Here is a 20,330-nt window from a genome sequence, read left to right on the forward strand (position 1 = left end):
CTTGTCCCGTGTGTTTTCGTCCCTCCGGCGCCCCTGCGCAACCGTAACCTTTCTGTATTCCATGACCGGCCATCGCCGGTACCGACCCGCTAACGCTTAACTGACCTGCCATTCGCACCCTGCCTGCACTGCCCGCACCGGGACGGCTGACGCCTGCGTGTCGTCTGGTTGTGAGGAACACCACGATGTATGCAAAATCCTTTATGGCCCTCGATGGCAACGGTCGCCTTACGGGAGCCAGAACCGCGCAGGCCGCACCGTATGACCGCTATACCTGCCATCTGTGCGGCAGTGCACTGCAATACTATCCTGAATACCAGACGGAACGTCCGTGGTTTGAACATCGTCGAGATGCGCTGACGGAGAACGGGAGACGACATTGTCCGTATGTCAGGCTCAAACCGAAAGAGATCCGCTATCACCGGCAGTTGCAGTGTTATGTACCTGATTCCCGCCCGCTGGTTTACAAATCTGACTGGCACTGTAGCGGTTGCGACAGTGTGTACCACGGCGAGCGTTACTGTCTGACCTGCCGGAGCGGTGAATACAGTCGTGAAAGCACTGATGCGGGCAACCTGCCAGCAGAGGTGACAACATGCGCATGCTGAAGTGTTACCTGGCAAATGACCGCGAAGGGCATTTTGTGACTGCTGGCGAGGCGATGAGTACGCCGGGGCAGATATGGAGCTGCGCGTCCTGTGGCTGTCGGCTGGTGTTACATGCCGGTATGCACGAAGACCCGTGGTTTGAGCATGACCAGCAGACCGTAGCCCACAATGTGCTGATGAACTGTGCCCATCTCGACCCGGAGGTGAAAGCCGAAGCACGGCACAACAAGCTGCGCAGTATTATCCGGGGTATGGATGCACCCGTGATGTCGCTTGCCTGGTACTGCGTATGGTGTGGTGAGCATTATCAGGGCGTGAAGTCCTGTCCACGGTGCCTGACCGGTATCTTCAGCACCGAAGAGGCGAACTGGCAGATGAACTACTGCTGTAACACGCTCCCCGGGTAAGTCCGGTGATGGTTTTTTGCATCAGACAGACAATCCTGCCCGCCGGAGAGGTTTTCAGCGCGCTGCAATGCCTGCTACAGTAAATCCATCCACTCCAACAGCGCAATGGCGCGCATTTGGTCAGCCTTAGGGAAGACCTTGAACAAGGATCTGAGCATGGATGTCTGGCTCAAGCGACAAAGCAGGACATCCAGGCGCGGAACCAGGCAATAATCATGAAAAATCATGCCGCACCGGCTGCGCCAGGCATTCAGGGCGCAGCCGGTTAATTGGGCAATATCCAATGGCTTCCCGTGTTCTGGATAACTGAGGATGGCTCCCCCACTGGCAGGGAGGGTGCCGTTCAGGAGGATGTGCAGCAGGGTCGATTTACCCACCCCCGATCGGCCAATAACGCCCGTCAGTTCTCCGGCATTAAGTTCAAGGTTAAGGTTGTTCAGAATGGGCGCCTGCCCGCGCTAGGCTTTGCTCAGGTTACGCACGCTTAATACGGTACGCTGCCGGGTTATGTGTGGGTATTCGTTTTCCGCGACTGCGGTTACAGCAGTGTTCATAGGAGTCCCTGCGCAAATCGTTCAACGGTGACATGATGGCTTTGGCCCGGTGGAAAGCGCCGGTCAAGCAGGGTGATCCGTTGTTTCATCGGATTTATCTTATTCCCTCCCTCTTTGTTATCACAAAATTGACATCCCGTCATAGCGGGCATTGGCGGTGGTGATCCCCTTCGTATTTCGCCCTCTCCGTGGCCTGGTGTGGTGCTGAAATGACAATTTTTGCAGTGCCATGAAAATAACTATTACTTTTGGAGGGTTTTATTTACATAAAGACACTTTGCCGCAGCAAAACCCGTTGAGAACGTGCTTACCATCAGGGGAGCGTTACGGCTAGAGCCACTGCATGGCGGGGGTGAGAGAAGGAAATGGCATACGACAGTTCGGCAAATCAAGGGCCGGGAACCGTGAAGCCCGCTCTCGTAAGTTTCCTATAACAACAAGATGGAGAAACTTATGACTTTCAATCGTTACCAGGGCCTGATTACCACCGCACTCCTGGGCGCGCTTTGCGCGCCGGGTGCCCATGCACAATCCACGGCGACAGAGGCGGCACCCACTCCGGGGTATAATACCGCTATCCCACAAAATGTCCTGACCCCGGTCACCATCCCAACCCGGATCGGCAATCTGGATTTTATCGACGGCGTGCCGACCAAAGCGACGGCCCAACTGGCGTTCGATAACCTCGATTTCCTGCGTGGCGTGGAGGTGTTTCTCAGCCTGATGCCGGCCGCGAGCATCGAAGCCATCCGCCGCGGCAACGTCGAGCTTGGGGCCACCAAGAGCAGCCAGGCCACAATATACGATCAACTGGCCGACTCCAACCCGCTGTTGCTGACCGCCAATACCGATACGGTCTACGCCTTCGCCATCCTTGACCTGGAAACCGACGGCCCGACGGTGGTCGAGGTACCGCCAGGCAGTGGGCCAGGTACGGTCAACGATGCCTTCTTCCGCTTTGTGGTCGATATGGGCGTACTCGGTCCGGATCGTGGCAAAGGGGGCAAGTACCTGATTGTTCCTGCCGACTATAAAGGGACGTTACCTAAGGACGTGAAGCATGGCGGCGAATACTACATTTCACGTTCGCCTTCCTATGTGAACATCGTGGTACTGCGCGGATTTTTGGTGGATGGAAAACCTGACGCGGCCTCAAAGATGTTCCGCGACGGTTTCAAAGTCTATTCGCTGAGCAAGGTACACAATCCGCCGAAGATGGAGTTCATCAACTCCTCGCGGCAGGCCTTTAACACGGTGCATGCCAATAACTTCGTCTTCTACAAAGAACTCGACCACGTCATCCAGAAAGAGCCTGTCGGCTTTATCGATCCCGAACTGCGCGGGCTGGCCGCCTCCATTGGTATACGCAAGGGCGAGACATTTGCGCCAGATGAGCGGATGACGAAAATTCTCACCCACGCGGTCGCTGCCGGTAACGCCACGGCCAGAGCCATCAGTTTCCGCAGCCGTGACCCTCGCTCCCAGCTGTACCCCAATAGCCAGTGGCGGGCCAGCTTTATCGGTGGCGATTATCGCTGGCTCGGCGGTGACGGTCTTGCGGGCCGCGATCTCGATGCTCGTACCAGCTTCTTCTACATGGCCACCGTCAATACGCCAGCGATGGCAGCAAAACTGGTTGGCAAGGGGTCGCAGTATGCCATTACCAGCGCCGACTCGGCGGGTGAACCGTTCGACGGTGCGAAGAACTACCGGCTTAACATTCCCAAAAATGTACCGGCCAAAGACTTTTGGTCGGTAGTGCTCTATGACCCGCAGACCCGTTCCGAGCTACAGACCTCGCAACCGTTCCCAGGCAAGAATAACAAGCGTGACCCGCTGATCGCCAATGCTGACGGATCGGTCGATCTGTTCTTCGGGCCGACGCCGCCTCAAGGTAAGGACGCTAACTGGATGCAGACGGTTCCAGGCAAAGGCTGGTTCACCATCTTCCGGCTTTACGGCCCGCTGGAGTCCTGGTTCGACAAGACGTGGAAACCGGGCGAGATAGAAGAGGTCAAGTAGCCCGACTGGGATCCACATTGCCTGGAGCCGCACAGGCCAATCAAACATTCTGTGCCAGTTCCCTCTCCCTATCGGAGAGGGGTGGGGTGAGGGGGAATGAGTCGGCTGAACTGGCAAGTATTGGGAACATTGACGTCATGCAAACGCCCCGTTTTCTGGAGAGAAATAACCAATGAGCACGTTTGAAATCAACAAAAAACCGCGGTATCTACCCGTTCTGCTGGCGGCGCTGATCCTGTGTAGTGCGGCAAGCATTCAGGCTGCCGACAACAAAGGGGGGATCTCACTGGGGGGGACACGCCTGGTTTTTGAGGGCGGCAAAGAGGCGGCCTCCATGACGGTGACCAACTCCTCGGCGGCCGATGTCTGGCTGATGCGTTTCTGGATCTCCCCTTACGGGGACAGCGAAGATAAATCGGGTGAAGAGAGCGGCAGCCAGACCATGCCGTTTGCCGTTACCCCACCGCTGTATCGGCTTGATCCACAAAACGCGGTCCAGCTACGAGTGAACAAGCTGGTCGAGAACCTGCCGGCGGATCGTGAGTCGGTGTATTACCTGAATAACCTAGCGATCCCACCGAAAAAGGGTGAGAAAAGCTACCAGAAGTCGGTGCAGAGCGGGCTGCAATTTGCGGTGAACACGCGCATCAAGCTGTTCTACCGCCCGGCGGCCATTGACGATCCCGTTGCAGTGAAACAGGCACCCGAAAAACTGACGGTTGCGTCGTCCGGTAAGGACATCGTGGTGAAAAACCCGACGCCGTATTTTGTGACGATGACGCAATTGCAACTGAACGGTAAGCCTGCGAAAGCCCCCAAAGACACCATGGTGCTCCCGTTTGGTGAGCTCAGGCTCGTCGCCTCTGCGGCACACGGCACGCTCAGTTACACCACCGTGGACGATCGGGGCATGACGACCGCGAAACTCAGCAAATCGTTTTGAGCCAATACCCGCGGGAAGGTCGGTGAACCATAAACAGCCATCAAGAGCGTGCCATGAAAAGGCTACCGCGGGTGATATCGGGATTTGCCATGAGGGCGCTTTCTGCCTGTGTCTTGGGGATGGTGCTTATCGCGGTGGGTCAGCAACACAGCGTGGCCGCTGAGGGGATGGGCATGCCGGGTGTGGATGCCACGTCAGCCCTGAAGGGCAAAACGGATGAGGAGCCCGCGTTGAGTTTTGACAGCGACTTCCTGACGGTGGGCGCAGGTAAGCAGCAGGCGCATGTTGATCTGACCTATTTTGCCCGCAAAGGGGGGATGCTGCCGGGCCGCTATGCCGTCCAGGTCTGGGTGAATGGCAACGTGGTCGATGACGGTCGAATGGTGAATTTCCGCTCATGGCCCGATCACCCGGGAAAACTCTATGCCTGCGTCAACGCGCAACAGATAGCGCAATGGTGGGGCATTATTGCCGCCCGGCAAGCCACGGAAACGGACGCGACAGTGGGCAATCCTGAGGGGGAAGAGACCGGTTGCCCGGTGGGCGGCGTGGCCGCCATGGTGCCTTTCGCCAACGAACAGTTTGATTTCAATAAACAGCGATTAACGCTGACCGTACCGCAGGCGTTTCTGGGGTCCGCATCACGGCTGAGAACCTCCCCACAACGGTGGGATCAGGGCATGCATGCCTTGCTGATGAATTACACCTACAGCGGCAGCCAACAGCAAAATGGGGGCAGGAAAACCGGCAGCGATTATCTGGGGGTTAACGGGCAGATGAATCTGGTGGGCTGGCGTATTCGCAATGACCTGACCGCGCACAAGAACCAGGGGGGAAACACGCAATGGAATGCTGCCCAGACTTATGCTCAGCGTGATTTTTCCGCCTGGGGAGGCGGGCAATTTACCGCAGGGAATACCACGTCTTCGGGCGGTGGTGTGAGCTCGGTGCCGTTTTCCGGTGTGAAGCTGGATTCAGATGACGCGATGCTGGATCCCAAGTTCACCACCTACAGCCCGGCCATTACCGGAATGGCCAACTCACCGTCGACGGTCACCGTTCGCCAGTACGGCAACGTGGTGTACCAGCAGAACGTGCCGCAGGGGCCGTTCTCCCTGACAGATTTTAATCGCAGCGGGAATGGTGATGTGGATGTGGAAATACGCGAAGCCGATGGCACAACCCGGCATTTCACCATGGTGCAGGCCCAAAGCGGTGCCCTGCTGAGACAGGGGGGCCTGACCTGGAGTACCTCGGCGGGCAAAGCCACCCACGGAGTCGGATATGTTGATGACAGATTTGCGCAAGCGGGTGTGTCCTGGGGCTCTTGGGCCAATACCACGTTGAACGGTGGGGCGCTGCTCTCGAAGAATTATCAGGCGGTGGCAGCCGGTACCAGTGTGTATGCCGGGCTGTGGGGGGCGGTGAGTTACATCCTAAACACGTCACGGGCCGAGCTGTCGGTGGTGCCGGGCGAGCGCGGTACGGCGACCGGTATCCTTCATGCACTGAGCTGGTCGCGCAGTTTTGGCAATACCTCTGTGGGGGCCTCCTGGAGCCACAGCCAGACGCGGGATTTTTACAACTATAGCGAACTGTTGATGATGAAACCCCGGCAGGAAGGGGATGAAAACCGGCAGAGAAATGGCACGCGCGATAGCTACACCCTGTCGCTGTCCCAATCCATGGGTACCTGGGGCAGCCTGTCGTTGAGCAGTGGGTGTTCCACCACCTTGGGGAGCTCTGCGGTGCAAAACAACCTGTCACTCAGCTATAACACCACGGTCAAGGATGTCGGTATCGGCCTGTCCCTGGGGATCAGCACCTATAACGGCACTGATAGCCGGTACGGGGATGATGACAGCGGCCAGGGCTCCAATGAAAACCGTACGGACAGAACCGTCGGGTTGAGCCTCTCAATACCGCTGGGGAAATGGCTGAAAACCCACAATGTCAACGGGACCTATTCGTTGACCCGCAATAACGGTGAAGTTAGCCAGCAGGCGGGTATCAACGGTTCGGCACTGAAAGGGGCACTGTCATATTCCGCGTCACAAGGGCTGACCGGTAACCAGACGGGTAATACCAGCCTAGGTTACAACGGGCGTTACGGCTCGGTCAATGGTGGCTACAGCTACGGTGCCGGCAGTAACAGCCTTTCGTACGGGGCCAGTGGTGGGCTGGCTCTTCATCCTCACGGTGTCACGCTGGGCCAACCGTTGGCACTGGGCGGGGGCAATGCGCTGGTCGCGGTGCCGGGTGTCGGCGGGCTTAACGTCAATAATGCCGTGACGGACTGGCGAGGGTATGCACTGGTGAGCGGGTTGACGCCGTATGACATGAACCGGATCTACGTGGACATGGCGAGCGTGCCTGGCAACGTGGAACTGGATGCGTCGAGCAAGAATGTGGTGCCAACCCGTGGGGCGTTGGTCGCCGTGCCGTTCAAGAGCAATAAAGGCTACCGCCTGATGCTGAACTTGCTGTGGGATAAGGGGGACGTCCCGTTTGGGTCAACGGTGACACTGATGCAGGACGGTGACGGTACGCTTCCCGTCACCGGGATTGTGGGCGAAGCCGGGCAGGTTTATCTCGCCGGTATGCCGCCAAAAGGCAGGGTGACCGCGAACTGGGGGGAGGGCAAGGATGAACAGTGCACCGCCCGCTATGCCTTGCCGGATACGGCCGACCCGCAAAAGTTGGCAACGGTCTTGGGGGGATGTCACTGATAACGGTTCCATCCGGTGACTCGCAAGGAGTAGGTAGATGAACGCAACAATCAGCATTAATCGGCGGCCCGGCGTCTATGGTATCGCGCTGCTGCTGGCTGCCTTGTCAGTGCAGGCCGATAGGGGCATCACCCATAGGAGCACGCCGGTTGCGGTGACCTTCGGTGTCCGCACCCTGACACCGGATACGCCGGTCAATCCCCAAGTAGCGTTTGTCTCGCAGCAGGTTCGGCTGCCTGACGTGCAGTGCGACACCTGCACCGACGAGGATACCTGGACGCGGGCGTGGCGATTGTCGCAGATGCACCCGGACCGGGATAACAGCCGGGCAGAACAGGGCTGGTACGTGTTCCACAGTGGGGTAACCGGCATTGGCATCGGGATACAGACTGCGACGCAGGAGCGGCAGGAAAAGCAGGGCAACGGCATGCGGTTACCCGAGGAGGGCGAACTGACCGTGGGGTTGGTACGCCTGGGAAGGGATACCGGTGCAGGTCTGGCGGATTTACCGGCGGCGGAGTTTATCCGCACCACGACCTTTACCGCGCCCGATGGGCAGGTGAAATACCGCCAGCAGGACACCGTCAGGGTGTCGGCGGACCTTCGTGTGCCAACCTGCACCACCTCGGCGGCCAGCCTGAATTTTCAACTCCCTGAAATCAGCCAGGTATGGCTGAAGCGCAATGTGCAGCCGGGGGGCTATACGGACTCACAGACATCCCTGCCACAGTTAGTGGTGGCCAACTGCTCGGAGAATACCCGGCATCTGCGCATCCGGTTTTTGCCGCTGGGCAGCGTGACGGACTCGCAGGCAGGGCCTGCCACCATCCTGACGGCACGGGATGAAACCGGGCAAGAAACTGGCACCGGATTTTTGCTGAAATATGACGCCAACGCCTTTGGGCGCACTCAATACGGGGTGGTGCACTGGGACCGCAATGTGCCGTTGGAGCTGGAAAATCCGCAGCCGACGGACACGGGTAATGCATTAACGCAGGGGATCACGGTGGCATTACAGGCGTTCTATGCCCGCCCACTGAATGAACAGGCCATTACCGCCGGCAAGATCACGGCAAAAGGGCTGTACCAGGTGTCGTATGACTGATCCTTATGGCAGGAGGGTAACGTGATGCACTCAGGCAAACACCCACAGCAGGTGCAGCTGCGGCAATCGGTATCCGCCGTGACATGCGGGTTGCTGCTGGGCACCCTGCTTATCGCCTATCTGATCGCGGGCGCGGCAAGAGCCGGGGCAGAGACCTCGCTTGCCGCGCAGGACATCACCCTCAACGGCACCGTGACTGCGCCTTCCTGCACGGTCACGCTGGAAAATAGCCATTTGCTTTTCTCGCGCAGCAACGGAGCCCCCGTCATACAGACGTTGCAACTGACCCTGAGCCAGTGCGAGGTCGACGGTATTGGGGTGATGTTCAAGGCCGAGCATTGGCCGGATAACCCGGTGAGAGGGGCGCTACTGGAAAAACAATCGCACGCGCGTAACCGCCATTGGTATTACACCATTGGCCCGGCGGATGAGGAAACGCAAACCCCCTGGCCTTTGCAACTGGCAATGGACTCACCCGCCACCGAGGCGGATAAACAGCCGGCCGGCAATGGCGATGAGCGGTATTTCAGCCTGGCGCAGGTGAACTACTGGTATGACCTGAAACAACCGCTGCAAGATAATCAGGTGCTGGCTATTCCGTTTAATGTGCAACTGCACCCGGATCTCACGCGAGGGAGTGATAAAGAACAGGGGCCGCTGGAGTCTGCTTTTACGCTGCAAATTTCGTGGCGCTAACGGGTAGCCCCAATTCAGTGCGTTGAATGTGGGGATATTCCTGTAATAAACACCATGAAGATCCTCGAAGATCCTCTTTGGTTAACGAATGCCCGTCACCCGAACCCTCGCCCTGTAGGAGAGGGTTCGGGTGACGGGCAATCAACCACGAACTTTTCATCAATACAGGAGGGTAAACACGGCAAAAATAGTCAATCGGTCAGTTATAAAAAAGCCGGAAACGGTATTTATCTCTATGGCGATTAATAACAACGTAGGAATTACACTATGAAAAAATATAAAGCACCCTCATCGGGAGTTTTCCTGCTACGAGTCAGCAGCCTCTGCCTGATGTTGGCGGGGCCCAGCGTCGCGCTGGCGGGAAACAGTGCCGACATCACTGCCTCGGTAAGCGTTGTGTCAACCGATGTCTGCGGCTTCCAGGTCTCGCCGCCTGATCATAACATGCAGATGACCTGGACGCGTGATAGTGAAGGGAAGGGGAATGCTGTGCTGACGAGTAATACTGCGCCTGCGTACGTTACCGTGAGGGCTGAAGGTGGGGCGAGCTGCAACCTTAATAAAATTCAGCTCAAAACCGAGGTGGGAACGGGGATGGCCAGGCTAACCACTCCGGATGATATCACCGTTTTCAGAGCTAACACGGGGTCGCAGGGGGCTTTCTGGCGTATTTTGCCTCTGCTGGCGGATGCAAAATTCTATATCGATGAGGCAGGTGGCACCCAAGGGGCAGGGGTAATTTCCTGGGATGGCCCGAATCCAGGTGATACTGATGAAGTTATATTTAGCAATGCCGCTCAGAAAATGGCCAATAGCCCTATTGATGCACCGGGCGTGGGTGACGGGGAATATATATTCATGACGGATGAATATGTGGTGGCTGGCGGCGCATTGCTGGTTGACAGTGCGGGTAACCCCGGGAGTTTTTCCTCTTCCGCTACGGAAGAGGTATACAAATCGGCCAAACTGGGCTTTGGTGCTCTGATTGCCACAGATCCCGAGAATTTTGATGGGGTACCTAGTCCTCAGCTCGGCTCCGGCGGGGATCAGTTCACGTTTACCTGGACGGTTTACATCGATCAATCCTAACCTGATGTAGACATCATCCCTGCGTGTCGCCACGTTGGGGATGATGCTATTCACCTATCGTATAACCCGCCGTAACCCTGTTCAATAAACCTACCCTGACAGACTCGATGCTACGTCCCGTCTATGAGCAAAAAAAGCCCGAATTAACGGGCAATCAAGGATCAAAGGGCTGCACGGGGTACGCTCTAAAGGGTAAGGTTCCGGCGAACTCATATTGACGCGTTTTTTTAGTGTGTGTCAAAAGTGGTGTATGCGAATGAGCACAGCCAGGCGATAGGGTTTTGTTCCATTGCATTGTGCCGTGGCGATCGCCAGGGTGGCAGGTACGGAGGTCAGACACTGAAGCACTGAGTCGGGTGATCGTGTCAGGTCGCGAAGTACTGACATGGGGAGCTGAGGCAGGTGATGAAGTACTGACAAGGGTAATGGCACCCGGGGGACTCTGGTACTGACTCTTTGTCAGCTCTCGTGGTTACTGGTTTTGCGAGTTTCGTGTCGTCAGGCGCTCAACACACTACTGCAGGTTCTGGCCCGGCCCGGGAACACCTGACGGCAGGTGTTCCCGGGCCGGAGAAGGTAAACTCCTCAAGAGGCAACAGCTCTGCCAGTCGCTCCTTCGGGCACTCAGGCAGACGTGTCAGTACGTCGGTCAGCCACGCATGCGGCTCCAGACCGTTCATTTTCGCCGTTTCCAGCAGACTCATGATCTGCGCGGCGCGAACGCCTGCCGCCAGTGAACCCGCGAACAACCAGTTAGAGCGGCCCATTACCACAGGTCTGGTGACCCGCATACGGCGTGTGAGCCCGGATAGCGTTTCGGCTGCCCCCTTTCAGCAGATCGTAAAAGAGGTGAAATCGCCACGTGAGCGTATCCGGCTGGCACTTGCATCGGGACTGGCGATGACGGCACTGGATGCTCTCTCTTCTGGTTCGGTTGCCAGCGTATGGCGGCGGATGTACTGCGACTTCGAAGGGCCGGGATGGTGATTTCAACCTCAGAAGTTGACATCTTTGACACGTTCACCGGAACAAACCGCCGGGTTTCGGTTTACCGTTGCGACGGCGTGTAAAGTGTTAGCGTGATGGTTACCATGCCTTTACTCGCTACATTAACGTCATCCTGTTTATAATACCGCTCGTTATAAAACCCCTCAATCATTTAACATTCAGCATTTAGTTGAAATACATTGTTAACCATCAGTTCTTGCGGGGGGTTAATCTCCCGTGCGTACTATTCGCACTGTGTTAAGGAGACACCGACCGCCACTCGGCCAGCAAGACAGAGCCGGTGACACTGATGTTGTAATGGGGCCTGATGCCACGGTGACGGCCATACCGGGTTTCCGGTCTGCGATGAAGGGATTACCCTGAGCGACCGGAGAGCCCATTTACATGAGCACCGGCACTTCTATTGACCGCTGTTTGTTCGTGCTCAGTTGAATGGTTAACTATGCCTGTTGCGCCAGGATTGCATGCTGCGCTGCCTCTTCATCAGATACTCGTGCACTGAGTCTGTTATCGCTGATGTAGAGTGCCTCAGCTGGCGTGGGGCGTGATTGAGGTGACTGGGAGGATAAATGCAGAATGATTTTTTCATGCTGTACCCGCTCGTATCGCAAGGTGTCTTCAGTTCGTACTTAACGCCGCTCTGTTGCTGACGGGACTGATACTGATGGTGTTTCTCGGCAAGAAGACAATATATCTTCGAGGTATTAATTCTGTAAGCATCATAATCACTTGCAGGTCGCCAAAACCGTTCTCCTGAAAACCGGCCAGTCTGTTATTAAATATCCGATTTATAACATGTAGCATTCAACTGAAACGTATTGTTAACATTGTTTCCTTGTGAGTGTAATTTTCCGTTCGGAGCATCCTGCTCCTGCCAGGGAAATACTGCATGTCATTTTCTCAGATCACAAAAATGACGTATGGCTACATGTAAGGTTGCGAGGTACGTAACAGGCAGAGCGTTCAACGTGACTAAGAAATGACTCACATGAAGCCAGAGCTAAGGGAATAATCATGGCTATCCCTACATCCTTCAACATGAGATGAGACAACTCGATGGAATAGGATCTTGACGACGCAGAACATTAGGAACAAGAAGCGTGATGGTTCCATGGAGCGTCCGCTCTGGATGCCGTTGCAGGATATGCCCGAGTTTTTTTGTTCAATGCACTATCAAGAGGTAAGGCCGGTTGAAAATTAAAATGGATTATTATTTAAGTACTTCTATTATATCTCTCATAAAACGGATGAGGTTTCTTTTTGAATTTTTATTGTCAAGTGTTTCAGTATTTTCAAGGGTGAAAATAGACAGCGCTTTATTTTTTTTTATTCTATTATCTTATGGGGGCGATGCATATGCATCTCGCGATATTAATATTGTTAATAATAGTCATAACACCATCACATTGAGTAATTTTTTGGGACGATGTACGTCTCCTGGTTATGATAATGTTAATATCCCTCCAGGAAATAAAAAAATCATTTCTTGGGACGTTAAGTCATCCCTTTTTCATGACAGATGTGGCTGGGTTGAACCGGACTACGTTTACACGGCGTGGTTGACATTCAAAGTAACATCGATAGTTAATAAAGAAAGTCGCACAGAGAACCTTGGGATGGCTACGAAACCAGTTATGTGCAAAATTGTTTTCGGTGGCACGGAATGCGACCATTATAATGATGCATTGTTTTATGCTGAAGAAATTAATGACGCTCCCACGGACGACACGAAAGACCCATTGCCGAGTGATTATAAAGATGGTGACCTTCCATATTATATTACGGCTTCTTGTAATTCTATACGAGGTCAGAATTGTATGGGGCCATTTTCTAAAGTGGTTCAGTGGGAAGATAATGATAATATATATTGGAGTGATAAAAACAATGAGGAGTGGACATTCACAATAAATGACCCAGTGGCAGATATTAAATTAATCAACCCGAAAGAAAATGCGCATTTAATTACGTTTGAAGGGATGGGGGTAGATGTTTCAGGCACAGCTGAGCCTGAAAAAAAAATTGAATATGGCTACGATGGTGGTTCTGCTACAGTCGTGACTGTGGGGGCTGATGGAAAGTGGTCTGGTTCAATTTCGACGAATTTATTACTGAAACCTGACGGTTCGATAACAAAGGATGTTAACATTTATGCGCGTTATAAGGATGTTGTCAATCCTCCCGCTCAGGATATGAGAAAAATATCCATTGCCAGAGGGGTAACTGTTAATCCAGCAGGTCAACCTGACACAGGCTCATATTCATTTGATGGAATAGCAAGCCTTGGAAGTCACCTGGATTATAGCTTATGCTCTGATAAGGGACAGCCATGTACTAAAGGAAAAATCCCAGCCAGTCACCTTAAGAACTGGAGTGTAGATGTGTCTTTGCCCGACTCGTCTGGAATATATGATTTCAATGTCATACAGCATCTGGATGATTTTCCGGATTCAACTGCAATGGTTGGCGTATATACAAAAGCTCAAGATGTTAGATTAACGATAAATATACCTAAAGAGGGCGCGCATTACTCGGTGTCAGATTATATAACTCCCGCTGGTAATGTGGACGGCGGTCTCACAGTTCAATACCGAATTGATAGTGGTGCCAACCAGTTAGCCAGTTTAGATCATGGGACATGGCAGGGAGAGCCTGGTCAATATCTTCCTGGCGCTCATACCATTACAGTCACGGCAACGGGAGGTAAGCCTGGTGGTGCTAGTGCTCCAGAGTCATATGACGAAACTAACAATTTCATTGTTGATGCCGCTACCCCTGTGATTATTGACTATCCAGCAAATAATCAGTTGCTGCCGCCTGCCGATACACTGACCGTTACCGGAAAAGCTGAACTCTCCGCGACCGTAGTTTGTCAACTGGATGGACATCCCGGCACCTTACCGGGCACGGTAACCAAAGAAGGGCGTTTTACCTGTACTTTAAATATTAAAGATGCCACAGGGAAGCATACCGTTACGGTGATGCAAATGATAAATGGCCAGGCATTTGGGCAGGACAGTCATGATTTCTCGGTGGCCAGACCGCTCACTATGACCACTCCCGCAGAAGGCGGGAGCGTACTGGAGAATACCCGTTATCCTGTCGGTGGGAGTGGTGAGCCGGGTGCTGACGTGGAGGTGAGGATTGATGACTGGACGGTCATAAAAACGAAAGTGGACAGCACTGGCCAGTGGGGTATCCACGTTCCTGACAGTGGTGCGGCCCGCTATGCCATTACGGCGACGGGAAAAATCAATGGCACGCTTGTTAATTCGCTGTGCCGGGAGGTTAGCGTTATTAATAAAAGGTCACCAGCAGACAGCGCGAATACTGGATTGTGCAAAAAGGATGTAATTTCAAGTAACAGCAAGGATAACAAATGAAAATATTAACGTTGAAACGATGGTTTTTTCCTGGTATTGCGGTGATGACTTCATTTATTGCTGCAACCAGTGTATCAGCACATTCGTCACCTTCATCTGCAAAAGTGAGTAACGATATTTACTCCATAAATGGCCCCATGCAGTACCCCGGGAAAGCCCCAAACTGGATAGCTGGAATCGCTGATGACAAGCATAGACAAACTTGTACTGGTGAGTTTTTATCTGGCATGTATGTTCTAACAGCGGCACATTGTGCTGCGAATGATAGAAACAATTTTGACAAAGGTTTTAAAACCGTGTGGGTATACGTTGGGGGAGGAGGGGCGAAGGATAGCAAAACACCTCCTGATAAATATTATACCGCGAACGTCACTGGAGGTTATATTGGTGATGTTGTTGTATTGAAACTCTCTGAGGATAGCGGCGTTAAACCTTCATTCCCACTTTTTCATATTTCGACTGGTGCCGGGGATGAGATTGACGAGATTGAGGAGATTGAGGAGATTGAAGCTATTATCAAAAAACCACGTAAAGGTATGATAATGGGATATGGAAATACTAAAAGGCCTAGGGAAGTGTCTGCTGAGGAAAATCGGGATTTAAATTATGGTTTTCTTTATGAGTTTGAATATAGAAAACTGAAAGGCGGGACCTCGGGTATAACTGGTAAATATTTTGATGCAGTCTCAAGCGATGGGGACTCAGGAGGACCACTTTTATTTAGTGCTTTCCCTGGTGATTTATTAGATGTGAATGAAAATGTAAGATCAACAGGAAAGGTAGTAGGTGTAGCGCATGATGGTGACGGGTTAACGAGAAATACCTTTACCGCCTTAAATAAAAATATAATTAAACATATTTCAGCGGTAACGGGGCTGTCTTTTTTTAATTCACCAAGTGATGGGTTGGTTCTTAATGGTAGTAATGTCGTGAAATTTAGTGGGTACGGTCCTAAACCTGAGTCAATAATAATATATAAGGGAAATCCACATGATGGTTCAATTGGGATGGCTCCTGTGAAGGTATGTAGTAAATATTCAGCGGACAATGTTGGTGTAATAGATAAAGACAATGAGCCTAACTCCTGGCAGTGTAATGCTGATTTAAAAGGAAATACAGTTAGTTATAATGATAAAATTAAGTTGGTTGCCGAGTTGATTAGAACCAAAGATTTCTCTGCTGAAAATTTTTGCAATGGCGATTGTGTTGATTTTTATTTAAATAATGGTTTTCAGGACATAAAAATACTATCCCCCATCCCTGGTAGTACCCTGTACGGTCAGGATAATATTCCCCTTAACATTGAAGTGGAAGGAGAGGCAGGTCATATTGTTGAATTCAGATTTGATGGAGATAGGCCAGCCTGTGTTGATAAAAATTCTGAACCTTATACTACCGCGTTGAAATTAGATGATAATGGTAGGTTTACCTGTCACATGACGGTAGATAAAAAAGAGATGGTCGCCGGTCAAGAGAAAACTGTATCGATAGAAGTAAGAACTAAAGAAAATGATAGTGATGACGATAAACAGATATTGTCAATGGATAAAGTTAATATTAATATTAAATACAGCCCCACTCCTGTCATTAAAATAACATCACCTAAAGAAGGGACGTTACAAAAACCTCTAGTGTATGTTAAAGGGGAGAGCAATTTTACTAAAGGAAATGGTTTTAAGGGAAAGGGGTATGTTTTATTTAGATTATACGATGAAAGTAATGATAAGTCTTCTTTTGTTCTTTCCAGTAAGGTCGGTGTTAATAATGATGGGACCTGGAGTGCAGGTCCATTCAATGTTAATCATTACTTTAAAGATATCAAGCAATATGTGTTCGTTTCCCTTTTCTCATCTGATGATAACAGCATTTTGGGCGAGGATTATTCTTGGAATACGATTGAGGGGACTGGTTTGAATGTTGACAGTCCAATTAAAGAACACATATATTCATCAGGTGATGAAATTAAATTAAATGGTCCTATCAATGTAAGTGCAAGTGGTGATATTTATTGTAATGTTTTTGAAAAAAGTAATCAGAGGAGATTATTTAACGATAAGGCTACAGTAACTTCTGGTAGGTGGGACTGTGGAAAGGTGACATTGCCGGAAGAAACTACTCATGGTTTGTATGAGTATATTGCTAATATTATATATGGAGATAATAAAATAGGAAATGAATATTACTCAAAAGATTTTTTAACAGTAAATTTCAGCGCGGAAAAGTATTCTGAACCAAGTATTAATAATCCAGGGCGCTCCCGAGATGAGCTGAAAGATAATAAATCAGGAAATGACTGGGTTACTGTTGCTCCTGAGTATATGGTCAGCGGTACAGGGGAACCTAACGCTTCCATTGATGTTTCTATTTCTTCTGTTCCATCAATTATTCAAAGTCCTCTATGTAATGCCGCCGTTCAGCAGGATGGTCACTGGACCTGTGGCTTGCAGGCTACCCCTGAAGATGGGGTCTACCAGTTAACGGCCACTCAGACGACGTCCACTGGGAAAGTATCAAATGCAATCAGTATTTTTACGGTGAAACATGACGATGAAGAGCTGGAAGACGGTGGTAATGGTGGTGACGGCAATGGCGGGGGGGGGGACGGGAAAACCGGTGGCGGTGAAGGTGGTGCAGACAGTGGGCCGAATCCTCCTTATCTCATTTTCCCTGCAACAGCCGCAGACGGGGCCTTGCTGAGTTCAGCAGCCGCTGTGGGAGGGACCGTTTCAGCAGGTCTTACCAGTGTGACGGGAGCAGCTGGTGCTGCCGGTGGTGCCATTGCAACCGTCGGCATTACCGTTGCGGGGAAGGTTATTGATGATATAACCCCTGACTGGAAAGACCACGGCAAGTGGGCGTTAGATTTGGCTGGGCTTATTAAGGATCCGCTGGACAGTTACATTCTGAAAGTTGTTAATAAAGATATACATGGGAAAGAGCTTGGAAGCCGGACTATGTCACTCGCCCATCCCGTCATCATTGACGAGCCTCAAGATCAGCAGGTTATTCCTTGGGGTCAGCCCTATACAATTAAGGGCAGAAGTGTGCGCAATAAGACTGTGACTGTCATCGCAGATGGCTCTGGACAATTAAAAAACTGTTCAGGCGCTAATGAAGATGGTGACTGGACTTGTCCGGCTCCCACCGTCACCGGACCTGTCACGCTTTCCGCTACGCAGGGAGGACTGACCGGAGTCACCACCGAACGTCACTATACGGTGTCCGTTCAGCCGCTGACCATATACAGCCCGGCGCCAGGTGAGACGGTTATCAATGCCTCATCCCCTCTGACAGGGACAGGACAGCCCGGTGCGCAGGTAGCCTTCTCAGGCGATGTAACCTGTGGGACAGCGTGTTATACCACTGTGGCCGAAAATGGCAACTGGACCTTCCCTACTCAACATGCTGCTCCGGGAACATATACGGTTCAGGTTGTCATGACGCCAGGCGTCAGAGCTGAATCTGATACCCAGAGCGTCACGTATACCGTCTCCCCGCTGGTGACCACCCCGTTGTCTGTAACGTCGCCATCAGGCGGTCAAACATTGACCCGGAACATTTACAGCATTACCGGCAAGGGTAAACCGGGACACAGTATTGATGTGACCGGTATCCCGGTCGCGGGTGAGTGTCATACTTTCGCAGATACACGAACGGGTGAGTGGACGTGCGGACCGTATGAGGTGACGGAGCGGGAGACTGCGCAGATAATGGTGTCTGACAGCGAAACATCGGAAAGTATTTCACGCAGCTATACCCTTGCCCCTCACTTTACGGTTGACTCACCAAAAGAAAATGAAGTTATCTCAGGTGAATACACTATCAGTGGTCGTGCACCCTCCGGGAGCGTAGCGACTGTTGGCGGCCTTGGTTATGTCGCTGATTGTCAGGCAACGGCGAATAACTCCGGAAACTGGTCATGCCCGGTTGGCGGTAAATTGTACCCGGCGGTAAAAGGGGACTATACCCTCATTGTGCGTAATACTGCCGCGAATAGTAAAGACAACCCTGTAATCTCCCGGCATTTTACTGTTGGGGATAGTCCGATAAAAATTCTCTGGCCGGAAGAAACAACACCAGTCAATGAGAACAATTTCTGGGTGAGCGGAACAATTCAGAATGAGGATAAAGCACATATTACGGTGAAGGAAACGACACCCGGGGTGAATCCGGCAGTAACACTGTGTGAAGCAGATTCTGATACAGATTATCAGACCTGGGGGTGTCAGGTGAACAAGCCTGCCGGTGAATATACGATTACGGTTTCCTCGGTAGGTGAGAGTGGTACGGTATATGAAAGTGCGCCCACGACCTTTTCCGTTGCACCTGAAAAAGTGGGTACGACTGTAATGAGTATTGATAGGCCAGGAGAAGGTGAAATTAAGACAGGAGCTAAATATCGTGTTTACGGAAAAATTAACGGGCTGGATAGTCAAAATGTCCATTATTCCGTAGAGCCAGGGGTATGTTCATCACCAGATATGACAATATCGTACCCTGACTGGTCATGTACGGCGTCTTCAGCATTTGAGGGAGAATCTTCTTCTGAACCGAAGAGGATGACCATAACTGCCCGGGAATCCGCTCATGGTTCCCATGATGACAGCCGGACACGGCATTATTTTGTGGTGACCTCACCGGCAATATCCGCTCATCTGCGTGATAAGTCTCACCCCGGAAATAAACAAGCACATTAGTACGCGTGCATGTAACGTATAAACAAAAAACCGCCAATATATGAACTGCACCCATAAAGTTGGACGGTTTATATCAGGCGGCTAACTTGGCCTGGGTTCGGTACTCTACCGGACTTAGGCCTTTTAGTTTCTGTTTGATTCTTTCATGGTTGTAATGGCCGATATATTCGTCAATGCCTGCCCGTAATTCACTGATATTTCAATGCTCTTCCAGCCGCAGTCACTCCTCCTTCAGCGTACCAAAGAAGCTTTCTATCACCGCATTGTCATAGCAGTTTCCTTTGCGTGACATGTTCTGTCTCAGCCCAGCGTCCCTCAGCCGCTTCTGATAGGGCGCCATCTGATACTGCCAACCCTGGACGCCCTTCTAAGAGTCAAGTTGTTATTTGAGTACTGCTAATCTGTCGATTTTGATTTCGCAGCAGCGGATATTCACCTTCACGCAACACTGACAGCGCCTTAGCCAGCATATCGTCCACCATCGACAGACGCGGGCTAGCTTCCATTTGGTACGCGACGATCTCTCCGTTATATAGGTCAAGGACCGGGGATAAATACAACTTTTCCCCTCTAATTTTAAATTCCGTCAAGCCCGTTACCTACTTCTGGTTGGGTTTGTCCGCGTTGAACTGGCGGTTCAGAACATTTCCGGCGGCTTTTCCGTATCGGCTTTTGTAAGAGGTGTATTTCTTTCTTCTGATACAGGATGTCAATGCCAACTGTTGCATCAGCCTTTGAACCGTTTTATGAGTCAGCCGACTTCCTTCCCAGTGTACGGCAAGCGTTATCCTGCGGTACCCTGAACCGGTGGTCAGCACTGACGTACTGTGCGGAGGATGGCTGGGCGAAAGCGGATAACAACCTGGACGAAAACGCCCTGCGGATGGTCAGCCTGGGCCGAAAAAAATATCTGTTCTTCGGGTCGGATCACGGAGGCGAGCGAGGTGCGTTGCTGTACAGCCTGATCGGGACGTGCAAACTGAACGGTGTTGAGCCGGAGCGCTACCTTCACCATGTGCTTGATGTTATCGCTGACTGGCCGATAAACCGGGTCAGCGAGCTGCTGCCGTAGCGCATCACACTACCTGCGGA

At 52.0% G+C, this 20,330-nt stretch carries 11 protein-coding genes and 4 pseudogenes; 12 read left to right on the forward strand and 3 right to left on the reverse strand.

Annotation, left to right across the window (positions count from 1 at the left end):
* The first annotated feature begins 185 nt into the window (after nucleotides 1–185).
* On the forward strand, nucleotides 186–608 hold the full coding sequence (locus C3708_RS22345) for a putative zinc ribbon protein (RefSeq protein WP_103950351.1): 423 nt from the start codon (nucleotides 186–188) through the stop codon (nucleotides 606–608).
* The gene (locus C3708_RS22350; protein ID WP_233210442.1) at nucleotides 602–1,015 is read left to right on the forward strand and encodes a zinc-ribbon domain-containing protein; all 414 of its coding nucleotides are present in this window, start codon (nucleotides 602–604) and stop codon (nucleotides 1,013–1,015) included. The genes C3708_RS22345 and C3708_RS22350 overlap by 7 nt, the downstream gene beginning before the upstream one ends.
* A 77-nt stretch (nucleotides 1,016–1,092) precedes the next feature.
* On the opposite strand, the pseudogene C3708_RS22355 reads toward C3708_RS22350, so the two are convergent.
* Nucleotides 1,093–1,569 (reverse strand): annotated as a pseudogene (locus tag C3708_RS22355) (ATP-binding cassette domain-containing protein); the annotation flags it as partial.
* Nucleotides 1,570–2,022: 453 nt separating this feature from the next.
* Between C3708_RS22355 and C3708_RS22360 the strand changes: the two are divergent.
* The 6 genes from C3708_RS22360 (at nucleotide 2,023) to C3708_RS22385 (ending at nucleotide 10,153) form a co-directional block, all read left to right on the forward strand.
* A complete protein-coding gene (locus C3708_RS22360; RefSeq protein ID WP_103950352.1) occupies nucleotides 2,023–3,591 on the forward strand; it encodes a DUF1254 domain-containing protein in 1,569 nt (522 codons plus the stop codon).
* 172 nt (nucleotides 3,592–3,763) lie between these two features.
* On the forward strand, nucleotides 3,764–4,534 hold the full coding sequence (locus C3708_RS22365) for a molecular chaperone (RefSeq protein WP_103950353.1): 771 nt from the start codon (nucleotides 3,764–3,766) through the stop codon (nucleotides 4,532–4,534).
* A gap of 89 nt (nucleotides 4,535–4,623) precedes the next feature.
* Nucleotides 4,624–7,263: a fimbria/pilus outer membrane usher protein gene (locus C3708_RS22370; RefSeq protein ID WP_158251379.1), complete on the forward strand. Its 2,640-nt coding sequence runs from the start codon at nucleotides 4,624–4,626 to the stop codon at nucleotides 7,261–7,263.
* A gap of 37 nt (nucleotides 7,264–7,300) precedes the next feature.
* The gene (locus C3708_RS22375) at nucleotides 7,301–8,368 is read left to right on the forward strand and encodes a hypothetical protein (protein WP_103950355.1); all 1,068 of its coding nucleotides are present in this window, start codon (nucleotides 7,301–7,303) and stop codon (nucleotides 8,366–8,368) included.
* 21 nt (nucleotides 8,369–8,389) lie between these two features.
* Nucleotides 8,390–9,064, forward strand: coding sequence for a hypothetical protein (locus C3708_RS22380; protein ID WP_133159669.1), 675 nt, complete (start codon nucleotides 8,390–8,392; stop codon nucleotides 9,062–9,064).
* 267 nt (nucleotides 9,065–9,331) lie between these two features.
* On the forward strand, nucleotides 9,332–10,153 hold the full coding sequence (locus C3708_RS22385; RefSeq protein ID WP_103948180.1) for a hypothetical protein: 822 nt from the start codon (nucleotides 9,332–9,334) through the stop codon (nucleotides 10,151–10,153).
* A 566-nt stretch (nucleotides 10,154–10,719) separates the two neighbouring features.
* Here the strand turns inward: C3708_RS22385 and C3708_RS22390 are convergent.
* Nucleotides 10,720–10,926, reverse strand: a pseudogene (locus tag C3708_RS22390) (transposase domain-containing protein); the annotation flags it as partial.
* 76 nt (nucleotides 10,927–11,002) lie between these two features.
* On the opposite strand from C3708_RS22390, the gene C3708_RS24090 reads away from it, so the two are divergent.
* The 3 genes from C3708_RS24090 (at nucleotide 11,003) to C3708_RS22405 (ending at nucleotide 19,238) form a co-directional block, all read left to right on the forward strand.
* Nucleotides 11,003–11,140: a hypothetical protein gene (locus C3708_RS24090; protein WP_370446910.1), complete on the forward strand. Its 138-nt coding sequence runs from the start codon at nucleotides 11,003–11,005 to the stop codon at nucleotides 11,138–11,140.
* 1,211 nt (nucleotides 11,141–12,351) lie between these two features.
* Nucleotides 12,352–14,541, forward strand: coding sequence for a hypothetical protein (locus tag C3708_RS22400; RefSeq protein WP_133159920.1), 2,190 nt, complete (start codon nucleotides 12,352–12,354; stop codon nucleotides 14,539–14,541).
* Nucleotides 14,538–19,238 carry a trypsin-like serine protease gene (locus tag C3708_RS22405; protein WP_103950358.1) on the forward strand — a complete coding sequence of 1,567 codons (4,701 nt, stop codon included), beginning with the start codon at nucleotides 14,538–14,540 and terminating at the stop codon, nucleotides 19,236–19,238. Before C3708_RS22400 ends, C3708_RS22405 begins: the two co-directional genes overlap by 4 nt.
* A gap of 73 nt (nucleotides 19,239–19,311) precedes the next feature.
* On the opposite strand, the pseudogene C3708_RS22410 reads toward C3708_RS22405, so the two are convergent.
* Nucleotides 19,312–20,038: pseudogene (locus C3708_RS22410) on the reverse strand (IS3 family transposase); the annotation flags it as partial.
* Here C3708_RS22410 and C3708_RS22415 point away from each other — a divergent pair.
* Nucleotides 20,038–20,310 (forward strand): annotated as a pseudogene (locus C3708_RS22415) (transposase domain-containing protein); the annotation flags it as partial. The pseudogenes C3708_RS22410 and C3708_RS22415 sit on opposite strands and share 1 nt — an antisense overlap.
* Nucleotides 20,311–20,330 lie beyond the last annotated feature (20 nt).

The sequence above is a fragment of the Lelliottia sp. 7254-16 genome (genome assembly GCF_002922995.1).
GTDB lineage: Bacteria > Pseudomonadota > Gammaproteobacteria > Enterobacterales > Enterobacteriaceae > Enterobacter > Enterobacter jeotgali.

Bases quoted from the DNA above. Each gene is read 5' to 3' on its own strand.
- C3708_RS22345 (WP_103950351.1), top strand. From the start codon at position 186: ATGTATGCAAAATCCTTTATGGCCCTCGATGGCAACGGTCGCCTTACG.
- C3708_RS22350 (WP_233210442.1), top strand. From the start codon at position 602: ATGCTGAAGTGTTACCTGGCAAATGACCGCGAAGGGCATTTTGTGACT.
- C3708_RS22360 (WP_103950352.1), top strand. From the start codon at position 2,023: ATGACTTTCAATCGTTACCAGGGCCTGATTACCACCGCACTCCTGGGC.
- C3708_RS22365 (WP_103950353.1), top strand. From the start codon at position 3,764: ATGAGCACGTTTGAAATCAACAAAAAACCGCGGTATCTACCCGTTCTG.
- C3708_RS22370 (WP_158251379.1), top strand. From the start codon at position 4,624: ATGAGGGCGCTTTCTGCCTGTGTCTTGGGGATGGTGCTTATCGCGGTG.
- C3708_RS22375 (WP_103950355.1), top strand. From the start codon at position 7,301: ATGAACGCAACAATCAGCATTAATCGGCGGCCCGGCGTCTATGGTATC.
- C3708_RS22385 (WP_103948180.1), top strand. From the start codon at position 9,332: ATGAAAAAATATAAAGCACCCTCATCGGGAGTTTTCCTGCTACGAGTC.
- C3708_RS22405 (WP_103950358.1), top strand. From the start codon at position 14,538: ATGAAAATATTAACGTTGAAACGATGGTTTTTTCCTGGTATTGCGGTG.